The organism is Arthrobacter sp. NyZ413, from assembly GCF_049390645.1.
Lineage (GTDB): Bacteria > Actinomycetota > Actinomycetes > Actinomycetales > Micrococcaceae > Arthrobacter.
Genome location: NZ_CP155434.1, coordinates 148,599 through 170,280, shown reverse-complemented (window position 1 = coordinate 170,280; position 21,682 = coordinate 148,599). Strand labels below are relative to the sequence as shown.

21 protein-coding genes are annotated in these 21,682 nt (G+C 63.8%); 6 read left to right on the top strand and 15 right to left on the bottom strand.

Going from position 1 to position 21,682, the window contains the following annotated elements; translation table 11 throughout:
* Positions 1–91: 91 nt before the first annotated feature.
* Positions 92–301 carry a dodecin gene (locus ABCW42_RS00825; RefSeq protein ID WP_133203466.1) on the top strand — a complete coding sequence of 70 codons (210 nt, stop codon included), beginning with the start codon at positions 92–94 and terminating at the stop codon, positions 299–301.
* 69 nt (positions 302–370) lie between these two features.
* Here ABCW42_RS00825 and ABCW42_RS00820 read toward each other — a convergent pair whose 3' ends face one another.
* The 6 genes from ABCW42_RS00820 to speB form a co-directional block, all read right to left on the bottom strand.
* On the bottom strand, positions 371–643 hold the full coding sequence (locus ABCW42_RS00820; protein WP_423183090.1) for a hypothetical protein: 273 nt from the start codon (positions 641–643) through the stop codon (positions 371–373).
* Positions 640–843: a hypothetical protein gene (locus tag ABCW42_RS00815; protein ID WP_133203468.1), complete on the bottom strand. Its 204-nt coding sequence runs from the start codon at positions 841–843 to the stop codon at positions 640–642. Before ABCW42_RS00815 ends, ABCW42_RS00820 begins: the two co-directional genes overlap by 4 nt.
* A 212-nt stretch (positions 844–1,055) precedes the next feature.
* A complete protein-coding gene (locus ABCW42_RS00810) occupies positions 1,056–2,351 on the bottom strand; it encodes a D-arabinono-1,4-lactone oxidase (protein WP_423183089.1) in 1,296 nt (431 codons plus the stop codon).
* Positions 2,352–2,377: 26 nt separating this feature from the next.
* A complete protein-coding gene (locus ABCW42_RS00805) occupies positions 2,378–3,895 on the bottom strand; it encodes an aldehyde dehydrogenase family protein (RefSeq protein ID WP_423183088.1) in 1,518 nt (505 codons plus the stop codon).
* Between the two features lie 11 nt (positions 3,896–3,906).
* Positions 3,907–5,364, bottom strand: coding sequence for a purine-cytosine permease family protein (locus ABCW42_RS00800; protein ID WP_423183087.1), 1,458 nt, complete (start codon positions 5,362–5,364; stop codon positions 3,907–3,909).
* Positions 5,361–6,365: an agmatinase gene (gene speB, locus ABCW42_RS00795; RefSeq protein WP_423183086.1), complete on the bottom strand. Its 1,005-nt coding sequence runs from the start codon at positions 6,363–6,365 to the stop codon at positions 5,361–5,363. Before speB ends, ABCW42_RS00800 begins: the two co-directional genes overlap by 4 nt.
* Before the next feature lie 232 nt (positions 6,366–6,597).
* Here speB and ABCW42_RS00790 point away from each other — a divergent pair, with 232 nt between their 5' ends.
* The 5 genes from ABCW42_RS00790 to ABCW42_RS00770 all read left to right on the top strand — a co-directional run bounded on the left by ABCW42_RS00790 (position 6,598) and on the right by ABCW42_RS00770 (position 12,087).
* Positions 6,598–8,097 (top strand): PucR family transcriptional regulator, encoded by a 1,500-nt coding sequence (locus ABCW42_RS00790; RefSeq protein ID WP_423183085.1) that lies wholly within the window; start codon positions 6,598–6,600, stop codon positions 8,095–8,097.
* Between the two features lie 126 nt (positions 8,098–8,223).
* On the top strand, positions 8,224–9,069 hold the full coding sequence (locus ABCW42_RS00785; protein ID WP_423183084.1) for an aldo/keto reductase: 846 nt from the start codon (positions 8,224–8,226) through the stop codon (positions 9,067–9,069).
* 32 nt (positions 9,070–9,101) lie between these two features.
* Entirely contained in the window at positions 9,102–10,073 is a 972-nt protein-coding gene (locus tag ABCW42_RS00780; protein ID WP_423183083.1) for an aldo/keto reductase, read from the top strand.
* A gap of 52 nt (positions 10,074–10,125) precedes the next feature.
* Positions 10,126–10,956, top strand: coding sequence for an aldo/keto reductase (locus ABCW42_RS00775; RefSeq protein WP_423183082.1), 831 nt, complete (start codon positions 10,126–10,128; stop codon positions 10,954–10,956).
* A gap of 63 nt (positions 10,957–11,019) precedes the next feature.
* A complete protein-coding gene (locus tag ABCW42_RS00770; protein ID WP_423183081.1) occupies positions 11,020–12,087 on the top strand; it encodes a lactonase family protein in 1,068 nt (355 codons plus the stop codon).
* A gap of 19 nt (positions 12,088–12,106) precedes the next feature.
* On the opposite strand, the gene malQ is transcribed toward ABCW42_RS00770, so the two are convergent.
* The 9 genes from malQ to ABCW42_RS00725 form a co-directional block, all read right to left on the bottom strand.
* A complete protein-coding gene (gene malQ / locus ABCW42_RS00765) occupies positions 12,107–14,302 on the bottom strand; it encodes a 4-alpha-glucanotransferase (protein ID WP_423183080.1) in 2,196 nt (731 codons plus the stop codon).
* Between the two features lie 127 nt (positions 14,303–14,429).
* The gene (locus ABCW42_RS00760) at positions 14,430–15,449 is read right to left on the bottom strand and encodes a PHP domain-containing protein (RefSeq protein ID WP_423183079.1); all 1,020 of its coding nucleotides are present in this window, start codon (positions 15,447–15,449) and stop codon (positions 14,430–14,432) included.
* A 23-nt stretch (positions 15,450–15,472) separates the two neighbouring features.
* A complete protein-coding gene (locus tag ABCW42_RS00755) occupies positions 15,473–16,537 on the bottom strand; it encodes a HoxN/HupN/NixA family nickel/cobalt transporter (RefSeq protein WP_423183078.1) in 1,065 nt (354 codons plus the stop codon).
* The gene (locus ABCW42_RS00750; protein ID WP_423183077.1) at positions 16,537–17,238 is read right to left on the bottom strand and encodes an urease accessory protein UreD; all 702 of its coding nucleotides are present in this window, start codon (positions 17,236–17,238) and stop codon (positions 16,537–16,539) included. The genes ABCW42_RS00755 and ABCW42_RS00750 overlap by 1 nt, the downstream gene beginning before the upstream one ends.
* 332 nt (positions 17,239–17,570) lie before the next feature.
* Positions 17,571–18,188 carry an urease accessory protein UreG gene (gene ureG, locus ABCW42_RS00745; protein ID WP_423183076.1) on the bottom strand — a complete coding sequence of 206 codons (618 nt, stop codon included), beginning with the start codon at positions 18,186–18,188 and terminating at the stop codon, positions 17,571–17,573.
* 16 nt (positions 18,189–18,204) lie between these two features.
* A complete protein-coding gene (locus ABCW42_RS00740; RefSeq protein WP_423183075.1) occupies positions 18,205–18,876 on the bottom strand; it encodes an urease accessory protein UreF in 672 nt (223 codons plus the stop codon).
* 174 nt (positions 18,877–19,050) lie between these two features.
* Positions 19,051–19,530 (bottom strand): urease accessory protein UreE, encoded by a 480-nt coding sequence (ureE, locus tag ABCW42_RS00735; protein ID WP_423183074.1) that lies wholly within the window; start codon positions 19,528–19,530, stop codon positions 19,051–19,053.
* A 19-nt stretch (positions 19,531–19,549) separates the two neighbouring features.
* Entirely contained in the window at positions 19,550–21,334 is a 1,785-nt protein-coding gene (gene ureC, locus ABCW42_RS00730) for an urease subunit alpha (protein WP_423183073.1), read from the bottom strand.
* On the bottom strand, positions 21,331–21,681 hold the full coding sequence (locus tag ABCW42_RS00725; RefSeq protein ID WP_423183072.1) for an urease subunit beta: 351 nt from the start codon (positions 21,679–21,681) through the stop codon (positions 21,331–21,333). The genes ureC and ABCW42_RS00725 overlap by 4 nt, the downstream gene beginning before the upstream one ends.
* Position 21,682 lies beyond the last annotated feature (1 nt).

Below are 21,682 nucleotides of genomic sequence, written 5' to 3'. Positions count from 1 at the left end.
CTTTCACGGCCTGCCGGGCCCGCAGTTCAGGCGTCGGAGAGTTCAGGTCAAGCAGCAGTTCAGGCATGAAGGACGATCATGAGGAGCAAGAATGGCTGACCACACATATAGCGTTTCCGAAATCGTCGGAACCTCGTCCGAGGGCATCGACGCCGCGATCAAGAACGGCGTTTCGGCCGCCCACCAGACCCTCCGCAACCTGGACTGGTTCGAAGTCAAGGAAATCCGCGGCCATCTCAACGAAGGCGAAATCGCCGACTGGCAAGTCACCATGAAAATCGGCTTCCGCTTGGAACGCTAGAGACTTAAACGACGATGGCCGCCAGCCCTCCTGTGGAAGGACTGGCGGCCATCAGTTGCGAGGCTGGACTCACCCGCGGGTCCAGACTTGGACGGGGTCACCGCCACAGAGGAGTCGCCGGCCACGGCCGACGAAATCGATCCACAGGAATTCGTGGTCGCTGGAGACTTCGTCCACCAACCCGGCGTCGAATCCCCACGAGTCTTCGTGGATCCAAACTGATTCGCCGGGGCTGAGTTCGCGCCATTTCGACGGCGGCAACTGCCGTGAGGCTTCTGCGGGTCGCCGTTGCGGCGTCATAGAGCGGCTCGGACCCCAGGGGCCCAAGATCTCCGAACTCATCGCGATCCGGCGACCAGGAATTGGCGGCGCCAGACAGTTGCCGCGCCGTTGTGGGTGGGGAATACGTGGCCTTCGAAGAACGTGTGCACAATGTGCGGTTCACCTTCGGGGCTCCATTGGCCTGAGGCGGGGCAGTGCGAGCCGGTGGAGCCCGTGGACGCGGCGGATGCGCGTTCCCTCAGCAGTGCGATGCGTTTCATCGTTGAATTCCATCCTTGGTCATGCGAAAAGGTCTGGACTCAGCGTAATCGGAAATCAAAAGCCAAAAAATGGATAGTTGGCCAGGATGACCGCAATCCATTATGCAGGCGTACAGTGATTTTTTGGGTCTTGCGGTGATTGCAAACACAAAAGCCGGCATCCATGGCGGATGCCGGCTTTTGTGGTGGCGCGAGGACGCCGGGTCCAAGCCTCAGCCAAACAGAGCCCGGGTGTGGTCATTGAGGAACATTCCCCGCGGATCGAACTCGCGGCGTACTTGGATGAATGTATCCAACTCCGGGTACAGGCGCTCCAAACGGCTCCTGGTCATGAAGTGGATCTTCCCCCAGTGCGCACGCGGCTCGAATTCCTGGAGTACGGCGTCGGCGTCCCGGAAGAACTGCCAGTAGTCGGTCCCCGGCTTCGTGGTCAAGGTAACCACCGTGGTGTCGCGGCCTTGGAACTGGGACATGTAACCGTCGTCGGCCTTCACCCAGCGGACCTCCACAGGGTATTTCTGATCGGGGTGCTTGGTCCGGATCAGGTCCTGAATGGCTTCGACGGCGGCAAGCCCGTCTTCGGTGCGGACGAAGTACTCGAGTTCGTGGAACTGCGTGGTGAACCCGCCCGGGTAGATGCGGTATGAGCGGTCCAGCCGGGAGCCCTCCGTGGTGGAAATCTGCCGTTCATCCTGGATGGTGGCCACGTTGTATCGCTTGGTGTAGCTGCGGTTCGCCATCCTGTGGTCCGGAGAGCCCGGAAGGTCCAGCAGTTCGCAGGAATCGTCTTCCGGGCACCAGAGGAACGAGTAGTGCCGGTTCTGGTCGATGTCGGACTGCCACGTCTGCGTGGTTTCCTCCCACGTTGGATAGGTGATTTGCTCCTGCAAGTAGTAGCGGTCCTCAACGGCCAATTCGACTTCGAGGAAGATTCCGAGGGTTCCCAAGGCTACCTGGGCTGCCCTGAGTTCACGGAGTTGTCCTTCGCCTATTTCGACGATTTCACCGTAGCCGTTGATCAACTTCACCCAGCGAAGGTTCGACGAGAAACTGCCCAGGTGCTTCCCGGAACCGTGGGTGCTCGTTGAGAGGGCGCCCGCGATCTGCTGCTTGTCGATGTCGCCTTGGTTGCCCAAGGCCAGGCCCTGCTCCCACAGGGGATCGCCGAACGCATTGATGGTGGTGCCCGCCAAGGCACGGGCCCGACGTCGGACGCGGTCAGTTCCGGTGATGGCCGAAAGGGCGGACATGTCCATCAGGACCCCACCCGTCTGGACCAGCGGCGAGGACGAGTGTCCCGAGCCGACCGCCCGCACGGGCAAACCCTCGCGGATGGCGAAACGGACGGCGTCGAGCGCTTCTTGTTCGGTCCGCGGCCGGACCGTGAAGGCGGGCGTCGCGCTTTGGTTGCCGCCCCAGTTGGTCCAGGTAACGTCGGTTCCGAAAGGGATCGAAGGAGTGGCCGCACGCTCCGGGGACCCGAGGCGGTGGAGGTTGCTGGTGGTCATTGCTGGACTCCGATGCTTGTGGATGCTCATGCGCCGTGGTTGATCATCACGTGCTTGGTCCGGGAGTAATCGTCGAGGGCATAGATGGAGAGGTCGCGACCGTAACCGGATCCCTTGAAGCCGCCCCACGGCACCTCACAGGCCAGCACCAGATGTGAATTGACCCAGACCGTGCCGAAATCGAGCTGTTTGGGAATCCTGAGCGAGAGGCTCGAATCCCGCGTCCATACCGACGCGGACAGTCCGTAGGGGCTCTCGTTTGCACGGGTCACGGCTTCTTCGGTGGAGCTGAAGGTCTCCACGGTGACCACGGGACCAAAGATTTCGTGTGTTGCGATGGGTGCGCCCGCTGGAACGTCGGTGATGACGGTGGGTTCGATGAAGAAGCCCGGGCCCTCAAGGGCGGACCCTCCGATGGCCACGTTCAGTCCGGCGTCCTTGGCTTCCAAGAGCGATTCCTTGACGCGCTCGAAGTGCGGGCGCGAAATCATGGGCCCGATCTCCACATCGCCGCCTGCCTCCGGCGAACCAACCACCAAAGTGCTGACTTCATCCACCAGGTATCCGGTGAACTCCTCGGCAACCGACTCGTGTACCAGGACCCGGCAGGCGGCTCCGCAGTCCTGCCCGGCATTCCAGAACCCGGCGTTCCGCACACCGGCGGCGGCAGCGCGAAGGTCGGCATCCGGAAAGACAACCACGGGCGCCTTACCGCCAAGCTCCAGGTGCACGCGCTTGACCGACCTGGCAGCCGTAGCCGCGACAGCTTGTCCGCTGGCGACGCTCCCGGTCAGGGCGAGCAACGCGACAGCCGGGTGTTCGGACAGCCGCTGGCCGACCGTTCGCCCCTGTCCTGTCACGACGTTGAGGATGCCGTCCGGAATGCGCCCGGCGAGGAGTTCTGCGAGTTTGAGCGTGCTGAGCGGCGTCTGCTCGGAGGGCTTGAGGACGATGCTGTTTCCGGCAGCCAGGATGGGCGCGATCTTCCACGCGGCCATGAGCAGCGGGTAGTTCCATGGGGTGATGACGCCCACCACGCCCACGGGTTCCCGGAGGATCACCGAAGTATGACCGGTTGCGTAATCCCCACCTGCCATGGAGGTCAGCGCGCGGGAAGCGCCGGCCATGAACCGGAAGGTATCGATGGTGCTGGTGACGTCGTCTTCGGCGACGGCTCCCGGCTTACCGGTATTGGCCGACTCGATGACCTCGAAGGCCTCCCGGTTGGCCTCGATGATGTCCGCGATGAGGGACAGCACCTCGGACCGCTCCTTCGGCGTCGTGGCGCCCCAGGTCTTCTGGGCTGCGACGGCGGCTTCAATGGCAACGTCCGCGTCTTCGGCTGTTCCGGCGGGCACCGTCGCGATGACCTGCCCGGTGGCGGGATCTACGACGTCGATGAACTCGCCTGAGGAACCCGGAACGAACGAACCGCCAATGAAGTGGCCGGCGGGTGGCAACACTGCGGCAAGGCGCTCATTCCCCGGGCTGTTGTCCGCGGCGGCCCGCCGGACGGTGAATTGTACGGTGTTGGAAACTGTCATGACTTTCGCTTTCAGACGAGGTCGGTCGCGAGGACCGGGGCGTGGACGGGGGCGGGCTCGGACTTCTTCCTGAAGATCCGTGCCGCGAAGTAGTAGAGCGGGGCAACCACCAAGAGGCCGACAAGCCAGGAGATGTCCACCCCACCCATCGCGGCTGCGACGGGTCCGGTGAAGATCGCGGTTGCCGAGAACGGAACCTGGATCAGTGCGCCTGCTATGTATGCGCCGATGGCGACCCAATTGAACCGTCCGTACACCCCGCCGTCGCGCTTGAAGAAGTCCTCAACCCGGTAGTCGCCGTGGCGGAGAAGGTAATAGTCCACCAGGTTGATGGCTGTCCACGGGACCAGGACGTACATGAGGAAGGAGAGGAAGTTCGTGTAGAAAAGGATGAAATTGTCGCGGGCGAACAATGCGATCAGGAGGGCGAGCAGGAAGATGATGATGGCCCCGATGGTTCGGGTCTTTGCACGCGGCAACCAGCTCGGCTTGAATGTCTGCCCAATGGTGAGGGTGCACAGGACACCGCAATAAAGGTTCATGGCGTTGGACGCGGCCACGCCGAGGCAGAAGATTCCAATGACGGCGATAGTCCACGGCTGGAGCATCGCTCCAATGCTGCCCACAATATCGACGCTGGCTGCGTCGTGGCCGAACGCGACCGCAAGTGTCCCCACCAACGCGCCCAGGATCATGGGGAACAGCGTTCCCAGGACGCAGCCCGAGTATGAAGCCCAGAAAGCCGGAGCCGAGCCAGTTCCTTGGGGCATGTAGCGGGAGTAGTCCGAGACGTACGGCGCATATGCGAGTTGCCATAGGGCGGAGACCGAGATTGTGCCCATGAAGCCGGCCCAGTTGAAGTTTCCTTGGTCCAGGAAAGTCGACGGCAATCCGTGGACAAGCAGGATCCATACAAAAGCGAGCAGGAGGGCCACGCCAGCCACTACGCTCAAGAAGCGGGCGTAGGCGTGAATGAGCCGGTAGCCGAAAATCGTGGCAACCACGCTTACGACGCCGATGATAATGATGCCGCCGTCCACGCTGACCACCGGACTCACCGCGGCCATGGCCTCGCCGCCGAAGACGAGGTTCGCTGCGAAGAATCCGACGTACATGATGACCACGATCGCGACGATCAGGAGCGCTCCGAACGAGCCGAACTGGCCGCGCGTCTGGATCATCTGTGCCACGCCCAATTGCGGGCCCTGGGCCGAATGGAGCGCCATGAAAATGCCGCCCACGATGTTTCCGATGATGATTCCGACAATTGCCGGGACGAAGTTGAGGCCAAACACCGTGGTGGCGAGTCCGCCCGTCACGATGGTCATGATCATGATGTTGGAACCGAACCAGATGGTGAAGAGGTCCCGGGCTTTTCCGTGGCGTTCGTCCGCCGGGATGGGCTGGATGGTCTTGTCCTCCAGCCGTGGCACTTCGGCGGCGGCAGCGGGGTTGCTTCGTGGGTTCATGACGCGGTCCAAGAAGCTGCTTGCAATTCGCGGTCAGCGTTGGCAGGGGCCTTGCCGCGGTTCACCATGAGGGCGAGCAGGTCGAAGACGAGGGTGGCCGCAGCCACTGTGGTGATGTCGGCGTGGTCGTAGGCGGGTGCGACTTCGACGACGTCGGCGCCCACGATGTTGATGCCGTCCAGCCCGCGGAGCAGCGCGAGGAGTTCGCGGGAGTGGAGCCCTCCCATCTCAGGGGTCCCGGTGCCGGGAGCGTAGGACGGGTCCAGGACGTCGATGTCGATGGAGACGTAGACCGGGGTGTCGCCGAGACGCTCCTTGACCTTCTCGATTGCTGCCGGAACGCCGATGACGTCCAGGTCGGAGCAACGGATGATCTGGAATCCGAATTCATGGTCGCGGAGGAAGTCGTTACGGTCATAGACCGGCCCACGGATTCCGACGTGCATGGATTTGTCTTCCACCAACAGGCCTTCCTCGAAGGCCCGCCGGAAGATGGTCCCGTGGGTGATGGGCTGGTCGAAGTAGGTGTCCCAGGTGTCGAGGTGTGCGTCGAAGTGCAACAGTGCCACCGGCCCGTGGACCGTGTTCAGTGCCCGCAGCATTGGAAGGGCGATGGTGTGGTCACCGCCGATGGAGATGAGCTTCTTGTCCTCGCTGATCAGCGGGAGCGCCTGCTCCTCGATTTCGCGGACTGCCCGGGTGATGTCATATGGCGTGCAGGCGATGTCTCCGGCGTCCACAACCTGGACTTCATAAACGGGCTCAACGTCCAATTCGGGATGGTACCCCGGACGCAGGAGCCGCGAAGCCTCGCGAACCGCGGCCGGACCAAAGCGGGCGCCCGGGCGGAAGGAAGTTCCGCCGTCGAACGGTACGCCGACGATCGCAATATCGTAGTCCGGGACCCGATCGATTTGGGGCAATCTGGCGAACGTGCCCAGACCCGCGTAGCGCGGTACTTTGGTCGCGTCGACGGGGCCGATTGGCTGGTGCGTTGTCATGCCGGAATCCTTCGTTTGCTTCGCTGCCAGGCGTCTTCGTCGGCGGCGTTTCGGTGGTGGGGTGGTGTTGGAGGTTGAGTGCTCGCCCTTGAGCGGGAAGTAAGTAATCCAATTCTTGGTGACGCTGATCACTTCGTATAGCGGTAGATTGACTACAAATGGCCGAGGCGCTTATACAAATGTCTAAACGCTGCGAGGCAGGCCGGAAAACCAAGGCTGGGAGCGCAATTCCATGACCATCACCGTGGCCGAGCTCATCGCCGAGCCCCAACTGGGCCTCACGCTGATGGCCGGATCAGCAGGCAGCGGCAACCGGATCACCTGGGCGCATACATCCGATTTGCCCAGGCTTTGGGAATGGGTCACGGGTGGCGAGCTGATGATGACCAACGGCCTGTCCATCCCGGCGGACGCGCCGGGCCAAGTGGAGCTCGCCCAAGCGCTGGTGGATGCCGGGGCCAGCGCGTTGGCTATCGGCGAAAAGATGCACGCCCCGCCGTTGCAGCCCGAATTCCTCGAAGCTTGCGAGCGGCTCCCCCTACCGCTGATCAACGTGCCGTACCCGCTTCCATTCATTGCGATCGCGCGAACGGTGGCCGAATCCTCACTGCTGGAAGAATCGCGACGCCTGCGCCAAACGGCCCGGATCTACGACCTGCTCCGGACCACAGGATCTTCCGAGGACCAACTGCAGGGCCTCATCCACGGGCTTTCGGCCGAACTCGACGCGGACCTGTTCGTGGTGGACCGGCGGTGCCTGCACCCGTGGCATCCGGACGGCCAGCCGTTGCCGGTGTTCCTCCGGGCGGAATTGACCCCGCTGACCGGACGGCTCTCCCTGGCTGGAAAGAAGTTCCAGTGGCATCGGCTGCGCGAGCGGCACGTGCTGATGATGGATATTCCGACCCACCCCAACGCCCTGCTGCTTGTGCTGCCAAAGAGCGATCCGCACCCTGACGCCGTCGTACTCCTGCACGCGGCGACCGTGCTGGGACTTGAGCTTTCACGAAAAGTCATGTCCCTTGAAAGCCGGCACCGGCTGGCGAGCGAATTCCTCTTGCAAGCCGTGGACGGTCGCCTGGGGACCGCGGAACTGGAGAGCCGCCTTGCGGCTTTCGGTGTTGCGCCGCAGGCATTCGTGGTTGCTTCCATAGCAGCCGACGACGGCGAGCGGCTGGCGAACGTCCACACGGAACTGTGGCGCCACGGATTTCCGGCCGCTTGCCTCCAGCGCTTCAACACCCTTCACGTGGCCGTGGCGGCGAACGTGACCGACGACGCCTTGGTCCACTGCGCAGGGCCGGAGACACGAATCGGCGTCAGCTCGCCAACATCCGCGGGCGGCATCCAGCGCGCCTTGCAGGAATCCCTCTGGGCGCTCGGCTCGGCCAAGGGCAATGCCATGAGGCTGGCCCGCTATGCCGAGGGACCTTCCTGGCTGGGGCTGACGAGCTTCGAGGAAGGGACGGCGTTGGTCGAGCGGCTGCTGGGTCCGATCTTCGCGTACGAACAGAGCCAGGAAGGCGACTTGATCGTGACGCTGAGGACCTATCTGGACACCCAAAGATCATGGCAAAAAACAGCTGCGGCACTTTTCGCGCATCGGCAAACCGTCATTTACCGGATCCGCAAAATCAGCGAATTGACGGGGTTGGATATGACCGAAACGTCAACATTGGCCCAGCTCTGGTTCGCCCTGCAGATCCACGAGGCCATGCATGCCCAGCCCTGACCCCTCGAGTTTGTGTACAGCTCGCACCCCTTAAAACAGCTTTTAAGGGGTGCGAGCTGTACACAAACTCCACGAAAGTGCATAGGCTCGAAGAGCAATCCACCCCTGGCGACGAAAGGACCTAACATGTCCAGCTCCCGGAATTCCTCCGTGCCAAGCCTCGTCCTGAACAACTCGGTCACCATCCCGCAGCTCGGTTTCGGAGTATTCCAGGTCCCGCCCGCCGAAACCCAGAAGGCTGTGGAAGCCGCGCTGGAAGCCGGCTACCGGCACATCGACACGGCCGCCGCGTATAGGAACGAATCAGGCGTTGGCGCGGCGATCAAAGCCTCGGGCATCGCGCGCGAAGAACTCTTCATCACCACCAAATTGCGCAACGGCGAACAGGGCCAGGCCGCCGCCGCGTTCGACAACAGCCGCCGCGAACTCGGCCTCGATGTCATCGACCTCTACCTGATCCACTGGCCGGTTCCCTCGCAAGGCCTCTTCGTGGACGCGTGGAAAGCCCTCGAAAAGATCCATTCCGACGGCGGCGCGCGAGCAATCGGCGTCTCCAACTTCCTGACGGACCACCTCCGCACCCTCCTGGACTCGGCCGACGTCGTTCCGGCGGTCAACCAGATCGAACTGCACCCCACCTTCCAACAGACTGAGGTTGCCGCCAAGAGCCGCTCGCACGGGATTGCCGTCGAGGCCTACAGTCCGCTCGGACAGGGGTCGGACCTGAATAAACCGGCCGTCACCGAGGTGGCCGAGAAGCGTGGCGTGACTCCCGGGCAGGTCGTCCTGGCGTGGCACCTCGCCAGCGGAAACATCGTGATTCCCAAGTCGGTCCACCCGGAGCGGATCCGGCAGAACCTCGAGGCGGCATCGTTGCAGCTCACCCCAGGCGAACTGGCAGCGATCAGCGCGCTCGACGGCGTTGCGCGCATCGGCGCTGATCCCGCCGTCGCATCCTTTAGCCAAATGTAGAAACCGCCAACAGGAAGCGAAGGAACCAGGCAATGCAATACACCCAGCTAGGCCGTTCGGGCCTGAAAGTATCCCGTTTGTGCCTCGGAACCATGAATTTCGGCCCGCAAACCGAAGAGTCCGCTGCGCACTCCATCATGGATTCGGCCGTCGATTCCGGAATCAACTTCGTGGACACCGCCAATGTCTACGGCGGAGCGAAACACCGCGGCTGGACCGAGGAAATCATCGGGCGCTGGTTTGCCAAAGGCGGCGAGCGCCGGGAACAAGTTGTCCTCGCCACGAAGCTCTACGGGACCATGACCGAGAGGCCCAACGAATCCAAGCTGTCCGCACTCAACATCCGGCGGGCGCTCGACGCCAGTTTGAAGCGCCTGCAGACCGACTACATCGATGTCTACCAGTTCCACCACGTCGACCGGAACACTCCGTGGGATGAGATCTGGCAGGCGATCGAAGTCGCGGTCCAGCAGGGCAAGATCCTGTATTCCGGCAGCAGCAACTTCGCCGGTTGGCACATCGCGCAGGCCCAAGAGGCAGCGGCCCGGCGTAACTACAACGGGCTCGTGAGCGAGCAGTCCATCTACAACCTGCTCACGCGGAACCTCGAGCTGGAAGTGATTCCGGCGGCGCAGCAATACGGCCTCGGGTTGATCCCGTGGTCGCCGCTTCACGGCGGTTTGCTGGGTGGCGTCTTGAAGAAAGAGCGCGACGGCGTCCGGCGCCTTGAGGGGCGCGCTGCCGAAACGCTCAAGAAGCACGAGGAGCAAATCCGCGCCTACGAGGACCTGGCCGACGACCTCGGGCATGAACCCGGGGACGTGGCGTTGGCGTGGTTGTTGCACCAACCGGCCGTGACCGCACCGATCGTGGGGCCGCGCACCCAAGAACAATTGGATGCCGCCATCAGGGCCTTGGACGTGGCACTCGATGCCGACGCCCTCAAGCGGATCGACGCCATCTTCCCGGGACACCGCACAGCCCCCGAGGACTACGCCTGGTAACAACCGGCTGGCCGCCCTGTGCAAACAGCTGCTGATAGGAAAGACTTCCGGTATGGATCCTGCACCCTTGATCAAGCTCAACGACGGCCACGCCATCCCGCAGATCGGCCTCGGAACCTGGCCCCTCGACGACGCCGAGGTCGCGACGGCGGTGGCGTCCGCCGTCGAACTCGGTTACCGCCACGTCGATACGGCAGTGCGCTACGGTAACGAAGCCGGCGTCGGGCAGGGGGTCCGGGACAGCGGCATCGCCCGCGAAGACATGTTCATCACCACCAAGCTGGACGGTCCCTTCCAAGGCCGGGAACGCGCCGTCGGGGGCTTGGAAGGCTCGCTGGAAAGACTTGGCCTCGATTACGTCGACCTCCTGCTGATCCACTGGCCGCTGCCCCAACGCGACGAATACGTTTCAACGTGGAAGACGTTCGAGCGCCTCCAGGCCGCGGGGAAGGTACGCTCGATCGGCGTGTCCAACTTCAAGCCCTCGCACCTCGAGCGGCTGATGGAAGAGACCTCGATCGTGCCGGCCCTCAACCAGATCCAGGTCTCGCCGTCGATTACCCGTATTGACTCGCGCGCGTTCCATGAGAGCCACGGCATCGCCACTGAGTCGTACAGTCCGTTGGGCGCCGGAAGGGACCTGCTCAACGCCCCGGTTTTGGGGCGAATTGCCAAGAAGCATGGGAAGACGGCCGGGCAGGTGGTCCTTCGCTGGCATGTCCAGCAGGGCCTTGTGGCGATCCCGAAGTCCGCCAATCCCCAGCGGATGAAGGAGAACCTGGACGTCTTCAATTTCCAGCTCGATAACGAAGACTTCTCCGCAATTGCCACTTTGGACGCGGGAGCCGACGCGGGAGTCGACTCCGACGTGGACGGCCACTAACCCGGTCCGCGTCACTTGCGGCAGCGGTCGCCGCGAAATTCACACAACAACTCTAGGGATGGCATGGCGGCGAACACTGGCGAGGCACTCATCTGGGTAGGCACCTATACGGCGGACAGCGACGGTCGGGGGGAAGGTATCGGGGCCATCGGGGCCGCTACGGACGGAACCCTCACGTGGCTGGGCACCGCTGCCGAAGCACCATCGCCGTCGTTCGTTGCCGTCCACCCGAGCCTTCCCGTGGTGTACGCGGTGGGCGAGGCCGCCCAGACTGTCCGCGCGTACCGGCGGAACGGCGAATTCAGCCTGGAGCCCTTGGGCGGCGCTTGGTCCGCCGGCGCGGCCGTGTGCCACGTCGCCGTCGATCCGGACGGCCGGTTCATTGTGGTGGCCTGTTGGGGGGACGGGAACGTCATCCTGTACGGACTGGACGACGACGGCGGCATCACCTCGCGCTTCGCGGCCGCGCCGGCGAAGGATCCCCACGCTGGAAAAGAGGGAGCGGTGGACATCGCTACCGGCGGCGCACGAGTGAGCCGGGCCCATGCGAGCCTCATGCTCGACGACGGCAGGATCATGACCACCGACCTCGGCTTCGACCTCGTGCGGGTCTGGAACTACTTCCCGGATTCCGGGCTGCTCCTGGACCACGAGGTAGCCCTTCCGCTCGGGAGCGGGCCGCGGCATTTGGTCCAGCATCCTTCCAGTGCGGTGTTCATCGTGACGGAGTACTCCATTGAGGTCGCCGTGCTCCTGCCCGGTGCTGACGGCCGCTTTGGGCTCTCGGGCCGAGGCCCTGCAAGCGAAGGCGGCGCTGTGGACGGCGATGCCGCGGCCGAGATTGTGTTGTCGCAGGACTCCCGCTTCGTCTATACCGGGATCCGCGGCTCCAACCGGATCTGCGTCCTGGCGGTGGAAGGCAGCGGAACCCGGCTCCGTCCCGTGGCGGACGTTCCCAGCGGGGGAAACTGGCCGAGGCACCACATGGTCGGAGGCGGTTGGCTGCATGTAGCGCACGAGCGTTCCCATCAGGTCACCACGTTCGCCTTGGATCCGACCACAGGCATTCCCGGCGACGTTCAAGGCCAGTTGAGCGTCGGCTCACCTACTGCGCTGGTTCCGGCTGGCTGACCGGGACGAGCCAAAACGCCTACTTCCGGACTGCCGCGTCAACGGCCGCAAGCAGAGCGTTGAACCGCTGGTTGGCATGGAGGTCGTCGATGAGCACTGCGCGGCCGTTCTCGTCCGCCAGCGGTACTTGCCAGTTAGGGTAGACCTCCGAGGTTGTCCCCGGCTGGTTTTGCACCCGCCGTTCCCCTACCGCGTCCACCAGCGCCACACCCAGCAGGACCGACGGTGCCTGCGCCAGAAGCCGGTGCAGGGCCTCGATGACCTGCGCCTCGCCGGCGTCCGGAGTGAGCAAGCCGCGTTCGCGCAGCATGGCCATCATTTTCTCCAAGGACGCCTCATGCTCGGCCCGCTCTTCCGCCACGCTCCGCTCAAGCAAGCCAAGCTCACCGCGAAGGTCCACATGGTCTCCTGCGAGGTAGCCGGCGGTGGGTGGAAGGTCGTGGGTATTGACGCTGGCGAGCGCCTGCGTCCGGTACCGTTCGGGCGCAAGGGGCGCGTCGCCGTCGTTCTCGAACCACAAGATCGAGGTACCCAGGATTCCGCGGGCAGCGAGGTAGTCCCGCACCCAGGGCTCGAAGACCCCCAGATCTTCACCGATGACCACGGCGCCCGCGCGGTGGGCTTCCAGCGCGAGGATCCCGATGAGCGCTTCATGGTCGTAGCGGACGTATGCGCCGTCGCTCGCGGAATTCCCGGCAGGAATCCACCACAAACGGAAAAGTCCCAGGATGTGGTCCACGCGAATGCCGCCGGCGTGGCGCAGCACAGTGGAGAGCATCGCGCGCAAAGGCAAGTAGCCGGCCTCGGCCAGGCGCACCGGATGCCACGGCGGCTGGTTCCAGTTCTGGCCGAGTTGGTTGTACATGTCCGGCGGCGCGCCCACGCTCACGCCGTGCGCGAAGCTGTCCCGGAGGTTCCAGGCGTCGGCGCTGCTGAGGTCCGCGCCGACTGCGAGATCATGCACTACACCCAGGCGCATGCCCGAACGCCGCGCTGCCGCCTGGGCTGATTCGAGTTGTTCGTCGCAAATCCACTGAAGCCAACGGTGGAATGCAATCCGGCCCGCCAAAGCCTGGCGCATCGATTCGACCCTCGCCGAACCGGCCACGACGTCCGGATCCTGCCAGATCGGGTCCTCAGGCGCATGGTCTTCGCGGATGGCGCACCACAGCGCGAAATCATCCAAGCCCGAACCGGCTTCCCGGCAGAATTCATCGAACGCGCGTTGGCGGGATGGTGAAAGACGGACGGAGTGGAGTAGCTCCAGCGCTGCCAGCTTGGCACCGAAGATCTGGTCCCGGTCCAAACGGTCCGGATTTTTGTTGAGCGCGTGGACCTGGTCCAGCAAGCGATCCACCGCAGCACGCTTCCGCGGCTTGACATATGCCAACTCGGGAATTTCTTCAATCCGAATATATATGGGGTTGAAGAAGCGCCTGGTCGAGGGGGAATACGGCGAAGCCTGGATGGGAGGCACGGGATCCGCGGCGTGCAAGGGGTTCACCAGGACGTAGTCGGCGCCGCGCGCTCCAGCCAGGGCTGCCAAGTCCGCGAGGTCGGCGAAGTCCCCGATTCCCCAGGAACGCTTTGAGCGGACGGAATACAACTGGGTCGCGAGTCCCCAACCGCGCCGTTCCTCCAATTGGGCAGCCGTTTGCAATTTTGCCGGAACCACGGCGAGCACTGTGATGGCCGAGACGCCGTCGGACTCTGCCCTAAGCGAGTGGTAGCCGAGCGGCAGGCCCGCCGGGATCTCGAACGCGGCCTGGCCGGTTCGAACGCCATCGACGTCGCGGGCGGGCGCCCAATCTTCTTGCTGGACGGCCGCGAATTCCGTACCGTCCTCCAGCGTGATGGTCAGGCTCACGGAAGATCCGTCGCGCACATGGACATGTACCGCGGTTGCGCTTCCTTCCTGGAGCACGACGGCGGGCGGCAGCATCCGCCGCCACGGAGCCAGTTCCACGTCCACCAATGCGGCTTCGATCTGCTCATTCGAGTCCGCGGCTACACCGAGCGCTGCCAGCACCTGGACCAAGGTCCTGGGAGAAACATCGTGCTGGAGGCCGTCCCAACCGTGGAAAGAGGTCCCGACGCCGTGGGCATCCGCGAGCCGCTGAAGGAGTTCCCCGTTGATTTCCGAGGCGTCTCCCGGCGCTTGGCTGCTCGGGGTATCTTGCCTGGGGGTGTCCTGCTGGATGGGAGTGTAGGTCATGTCCGCCTCGTCCTTGATGGGTTCCGTCCGAAGGTGCATACCGCCCCGCGTGCTTCCCATGCGAGGCAACTGGTTCCGATTATTGCAGGGCATCCCGACGCTTGCTCACGTATGACGCCCCCAGCCCCTATTGCTTTGAGCGCAGCCACTGCTCGAGCCGCTCGAGCGGCCACGTGGTGACGATCCGTTCGGCGGGGATGCCGTTGGCTTCGGCCCGTTCCGCGCCGTACTGCAGGAAATCGAGTTGGCCGGGAGCATGCGCATCACTGTCGATGCTGAAGAGGCAACCGCTGTCCACGGCGATCATGATCAGTTCGTCCGGCGGGTCTTGACGCTCCGGCCGGGAATTGATTTCCACGGCGACCCCGTGCTCCGCGCACGATTCGAACACCTTCTTCGCGTCGAATTCCGACGGCGGCCGGGTTCCCCGCGAGCCACGGACCAATCGCCCGGTGCAGTGCCCGAGCACGTTGGTATGCGGGTCCTCGACCGCCCGGAGCATGCGCTTTGTCATGGTGTGTTTGTCCGAGCGGAGCTTCGAGTGGACGCTGGCTACCACCACATCCAGCCTCCGGAGAAGCTCAGGGACTTGGTCCAGTTCGCCACTCTCAAGGATGTCCACCTCGATTCCGGTCAACAGCCTGAAATCTGGCGAGTCCTGGTTGAGGTCCTCGACGATGTCGATTTGCTTCGTCAAGCGCTCGGCGCTGAGTCCGTTGGCGATGGTGAGGTTGGGCGAATGGTCTGTCAGCGCGAGGTATTCGCGCCCGAGCGTGCGTGCCGCGGCAGCCATGGCCTCAATCGGCGAGCCGCCGTCGGACCAATTGCTGTGGCTGTGCAGGTCTCCCCGGATCTCCGCGGCCAGGGCGCGGCCGCCGGTTGCGAGCGGTTCGGCGCCACGCTGGCGGAGGTTCTCCAAATAGTCGGGAACTTTACCTCCGACGGCCTGGCTGATGACCTCGAAAGTACGGTTGCCGATTCCCTTGGTCCGTTTGAGGCGGCCATCCCTGACCCGTTCAGCGAGTTCCTCGGCCGACAGGTCGGCGATGACGCCCGCGGCCCGGCGGAAGGCCTGCACCTTGAAGCTGTCGGCGAGTTCGCGTTCCAGCCAGAAGGCGGTTTCGTTGAGCGCGTCTTTGGCGTCCATGGCTCCATCATGCCCCTCGAGCGTCAGGTTCGGGGCGCGGCACGGCCACGGGGCGCGGCACGACGGCGCAGCAGAACCGCGACGATCCACACCGCAAGGAACAGCCCGACCAACACGAGGCCCGCGTCGCCAAGGTCGATTTCGCCCAACCAGTTGCTGATCGGATCGCTCAGGCCGAAGGCCTCGTTGAGGAAGCCGCCGAGCGTGATGACCGAGATGAACAAGGCAGAGAACGCCGAGATGCCCGTGATGACCGCGTTGAACCCGAGTTTTCGCCTGGGGTCGTGAATGGCCGACTTGTACATGTGCATCATGACCACTCCGTTGCCCGAATCGCAGAGGGTCATGGCCGCGGTGAACGCCAACGGAAGCGCCAAGAGGGCCCAGGCGGAAACACCGGCGAGGGAGGCCGCCGTCGTAAGCACAAGCAGCCCGATGGTAGTGGCGGTGTCGAAGCCGAGGCCGAACAGGAATCCGATCACGTAGATGTTCCGCGGACGTTGGACCTTGGACAGCGGTTTGCTGAGGAGCCGTGCGATGAAGCCCCTCGTCGCGAGGTCTTCGACGGCGATCTCCCCGCCGGCCCGCGCCACCCGGTACAGCTGGACTGTCCGCAGGAAGGCCGAGCCGTTGAAGAGTCCCATGCCCAGGAGGAAGAGGCCCGAAACGGCGCTGCCGATCAACCCCATCACAAGGTGGGCAGTGGTGCCTTCATCCATGAGCTGCCCGACCAAGGCGGCACCGCCCACCACCATCACGCCGGCCAGGATCACCACCGAGCTGTGGCCGAGGCTGAAGGCAAGGCCGACGCTGACCGGATCCTTGTGCTGCGCGACGAATTTCCGCGTCGAGTTGTCGATCGCGGCGATGTGGTCCCAGTCATAGCTGTGCTTGATACCGGCCGTGTACGCAGTCAGCACAAGTCCCAGCGCGAGCGGCTCCCCGCCGCTTGCGCCGCCCGCGAGCAAGAGAACGACGGCGGCAACGTGCAGGAGGATGACCGAGCCGAACATGAACGCGAGCCGCGACTTCAGGGGTAGGTGCTCGCGCCGTCGATACATGGACGCGAACTCGGCGAGTGATGTCATCAGTACTTCCTGAGGTTCAGCGGCGCCCGGCCATGCCAGCGTTCACGCAAGAGGCCGGTGCAGGCACCGAGCAGCCGGTTCAATTCTTCCGTGGTGTTCGACAACGACCGCAAAACAAGCCCCGTGGTGCCATGAACGGTACGCGTCAGCGACAACCCCGTATAGGCGTCATATCCAGTCGTCGCGCCGTGCAGTTCGTCCGCCAGTGCCTGGTCCACCCGCGCATCCACCACGATCAGGGAGCCCATGTGGCTGAAACCCTCCATGAATCCGAGGCCGGACACGTTGCCGAGCGGCGGCCGGACCAGGACATTGTCGAGCGCGAGCAACGCCTCGTCACTGCCGCTTTCCACGCGGATCTCGTTCCGAAGCCGCAACTCCTGGTACTTGAAGTCGGCGCCGTCAGGCGACCAACCCGGCGTGATGACATCGGAAATGACAAGGCTCGACGTCGGGTGGACAGTGATGCGGGTATCCTGCCGGTAGCTCGCGTCCCGGTAGGCGATGAGCTGGTCCGGAGTCAACTCCAATTGAGCATGCTCCCCCAAGCGGACAGTCATCCTCTGCTCCGCAAACGACCCCGGAGTCTTATAAATCTTCGTGGCCGACTGCGTCGTCAAAAGCATCGAAGCCCCCGCCTCGACCTCCACGTCCACAACATAGAGATCCGCCCCCAGGTACGCCCCACCCGGATTGACCATGACATAGCAAACCTGCCCATCCCCACCAAGATAGTGCGGCCTCAACACCCTCAAGGCACCCTGATGAAACTGTTGCACGGCCACGGAACGCTGATCACGCAGGGCGACCCGCAAGCTGAGTTCGCCGCGTGGTGAGCTAACAGAAGAGGCGGCGAAGCCGGATTTGGGGGCCGCGGCGTGGTGATGCTCGCGAGGGGCCCACGGCCGCGAGGGCCCCGGCCCGAGCTTGCGAGGGTTGGGAGCGGCTGGGGACGGGCACGGCCCCAAATCCGGCGGAGCCGCCGGAGGTGACCCGTCCAGCGGAGCAACCTCAGCCGCCGTCGCCGTCGTGCTCATCCGGCGAGGTCGAGCATCAGGACATCGTGCCGAATCCATTCGATGACTTTCTCCAGCCCTTCGTCGGTCTTCAGGTTGGTGAAGCAGAAGGGTTTGTCGCCGCGGAATTCCTTGGAGTCGCGCTCCATGATGGACAGGTCTGCTCCAACGAAGGGGGCGAGGTCGGTCTTATTGATGATGAAGAGGTCCGATTTGATCATGCCTTGGCCGGCTTTGCGCGGGATCTTTTCGCCTTGGGCGACGTCGATGATGTAGATCGAGAAGTCGACGAGTTCGGGGCTGAATGTGGCGGAGAGGTTGTCGCCGCCGGATTCGACGAAGATGACCTGCAGGTCCGGGTGGCGCCGTTTGAGTTCCTCGATCGCAGCCGTGTTCATGGAGGTGTCTTCGCGGATGGCCGTGTGCGGGCAGCCGCCGGTTTCGACGCCGATGATCCGGCCCTCCGGCAGGATTCCGTTGGCTGCGAGGATCTTGGCGTCTTCGATCGTGTAGATGTCGTTGGTGATCGCGGCCATGGAGATTTCACGGCTCATGTGGCGGGTGATGCGCTCAACGAGTTGGGTTTTGCCGGCGCCGACCGGGCCGCCGATGCCGATTCTGATGGGTTCAGACATGTGTCCTCCTGTGCTTCTAGCTCATGAACATGCGCGCACGTTGCCGTTCGTGGCGCATTTGCGAAATTTCCAGTCCGGGGCTGACGGCCCCGAAGTCGTCCCAGCTGAGGTGCCGGACATGTTCGACGGCGGCAGCAACGGCGTCGTGCGCTTGTCGCAGTACCCGCTGCCCCGCGTTCTGGCCGAGCGGGATGGCGCGCACGGCGTTTTGCGTCAGTGAGGTGACCGCCGCGAAGAGGTAGGCGGCGAGCGCCTCTTCCAGAGGCACCCCCAGCGAGCGTGCGACGACGGCGAACGCGAGCGGCTGGTGTCCTTCGGCCCGGCCTGTGGTCACCAGGGCGCGGTAGGCTTCCAGTTCGCCCGACGGGAACACTTCGGTCCCGATTTCGAGCAACCGCGCACCCATCTTGGTACTGGCCTCCCGCACCTGCCGAGGCAGCAACTGAGCGCTGAGGTGCTCATCCAGCTCCCCCACATCGACGCCCTCATAAAGGAACCGAAAAGCCAACCCGTCCGAATAGGTCAACTGCTGCGAGATGAACGCCGACAACCAAACCCCAAAACTCCCCTCATCAACCACGACCCCCCGCTCGATGTACGTCTCAAACCCCAAGGAGTGCGCAAACGCGCCTGTGGGAAGAGCGGAGTCGGTCAGCTGCCGCAAGGCCAGCTGGTACGACGCGCTCATGAGGTGCCTCGCACGAGCGCAGCTGGGAAGGGGGCCGCGGCGTGACGATGCTCGCGGGGGGCCCACAGCCGCGAGGGCCCCGACCCGAGCTTGCGAGGGTTGGGAGCGGCTGGGGACGGGCACGGCCCCCTTCCCAGCGGAGCGCACCAAGCCGCGGCAGCGCCTGAAGCCGGCTCAGTGCGTGTGTTCAGCATGGCGGAAAGGCACCGGCATGACGCGCTCCTGGCGGTCGTAGGGCACGCCGACGTGCTTGAGGTAGTCCTCGACGGTGTGGTCGTATTGGCACACCATGGATTCGGTCCCGTACTCGGATTCAGCGTCGAAGAATTGGGCTTGCAGGTGCCGGTTGCCTAGCGAATGCGCCACGACCCCCATTTCGTAGATGCTGCGCGGGGCAATGACCAGGACGTCGGTCGGGAGTACCGAGACGACGATGAGGTTGCTGTCCTCGATGGCGAGGATATCGCCGTCGCGCAGGTCTCCGGATCCTACCGGGAGGCGGATGCCGAGTTCCTTTCCGTGGTCCGTGGTGACGCGTTGGATGCGTTTGACCAGTTGGGCGCTCGGCACGACGACCTTTTCCTTGTGGAGGCCGGCGTATTGTTCGGGGTCGGGCAATTCGTGGAGGTTGCCCAGGATCTTTTCGATGATCACGTTTCTATCCTTCCGCGATCTAGAAGAGGAAGTATCGCTGGGCCATGGGCAGCACGTCGGAGGGCTCGCAGGTGACGTCTTCGCCGTCGACCGTCACCCTGTACGTCTCGGGGTCGACGGCGATGTCCGGCGTTTCGCCGTTGAACTTCAGGTCCGCCTTGCGCAGGTTCCGGATACCGGAGACGGAGCGGATGACACGTTCGAGCCCGAGTTCCTGGGGGACGCCCGCGGCGATGGCAGCCTTCGAGAGGAAAGTGATGGAGGACTGCTGCAGTGCTTTGCCATGGGTGGCGAACATCGGACGCATGGTGCGTGGCTGCGGGGTGGGGATGGACCCGTTGGAGTCGCCCATCAGTGCGTAGGCGATCTGCCCGCCTTTGAGGACGAGTTCGGGTTTCACGCCGAAGAACGCCGGATTCCAGAGAACGAGGTCCGCGAACTTCCCCACCTCCACGGAGCCGATGGAATCAGCCATGCCCTGGGCGATCGCGGGGTTGATGGTGTATTTGGCGATGTAGCGCTTGATCCTGAAGTTGTCGCTTTCGTTGCCCAAGCCGTTTGCCGCACCGTGCTCCGCACCGGACGGATCCTTCAGCACGCCGCGCTGCCGCTTCATGGCGTCGGCCACCTGCCAGGTCCGGGTGACCACTTCGCCCACCCGGCCCATGGCCTGGGAATCGGAAGAGGTCATCGAGAAGACGCCCAGATCCTGGAGGACGTCCTCGGCCGCGATGGTTTCGGCGCGGATGCGGGAATCGGCGAAGGCTACGTCCTCGGGAATGTCCGGGTTGAGGTGGTGGCACACCATGAGCATGTCCAGGTGCTCTTCGATGGTGTTGCGCGTGTACGGCAGGGTGGGGTTGGTGGAGGCAGGGAGAACGTTGGGAAGTCCGGCGATCTTGATGATGTCCGGGGCGTGTCCACCGCCTGCGCCTTCGGTGTGGAAGGTGTGGATCACGCGGCCGTCGATCGCCTTGATGGTGTCCTCCACGAAACCGCACTCATTGAGGGTGTCGGTGTGGATGGCCACTTGCACGTCGTACTCGTCGGCGACCCGCAAGGACATGTCGATGGACGACGTCGTGGCGCCCCAGTCCTCGTGGACTTTCAGGCCGACGGCACCAGCGCGGATCTGCTCGGCGAGGGGCTCGACGTCGGACGCGTGGCCCTTGCCGAAGAGGCCGATGTTGATGGGGAGCCCTTCGACAGCCTGGAGCAAATTTGAAATGTGCCATTTGCCGGGGGTGATGGTGGTGGCCTTGGTGCCTTCAGCCGGCCCCGTGCCGCCGCCCACCATAGTGGTGACGCCGCTACAAAGTGCGGTGGGGACCTGGTCCGGCGAGATGTAGTGGATGTGGGTGTCCACACCCCCTGCCGTGAGGATCTTGCCTTCACCGGCGATCATTTCGGTGCTCGCGCCGATGACGATGTCCACGCCGTTCGTGATTTGCGGGTTTCCGGCCTTGCCGATCTTGAAGATATGCCCGTCCTTCAGGGCGACGTCTGCCTTGTAGATTCCGGTGTAGTCCAGGACCACGACGTTCGAAATGACGGTGTCCGGCACATCGAGTGTTTCACCCGAGGCCGCATTGGAAGCCGGCACACGGCCGTCGCGGGTTACTTGGCCGTTCTGCCCCATTCCGTCGCGGACCACTTTTCCGCCGCCGAAGACGACTTCTTCGCCGTAGACCGTGTAGTCCTTTTCGATCTCGAGGAACAGCTCGGTGTCCGCCAATCGGATGGCGTCGCCCGTCGTCGGGCCGTAAAGGTCTGAATACTGCTTGCGCGATATTTCGAAGCTCACTGTACTTTTCCTTCACTGCCATTCGCCTGTGCGGGCGTCGAATCGAGCGAACCGTTAACGGCATTTCGCAACCCGTACACTTCGCGGGTGCCCGCTAGTTCCACCAGTTGGACTGTCTTCGCGTCGCCCGGTTCGAAGCGCGCAGCCGTCCCGGCGGGGATATCTAGGCGGCGGCCCTGAGCGGCGTCGCGGTCGAATTCGAGGGCGGGGTTCGCTTCGGCGAAGTGGTAGTGCGAACCCACCTGAACGGGCCGGTCACCACGGTTGACCACTCTGACTGCCACGGCGTCGCGTCCGCTGTTGCACACGATGGGCTCTTCGCGGAGCCGGTATTCTCCCGGAATCATG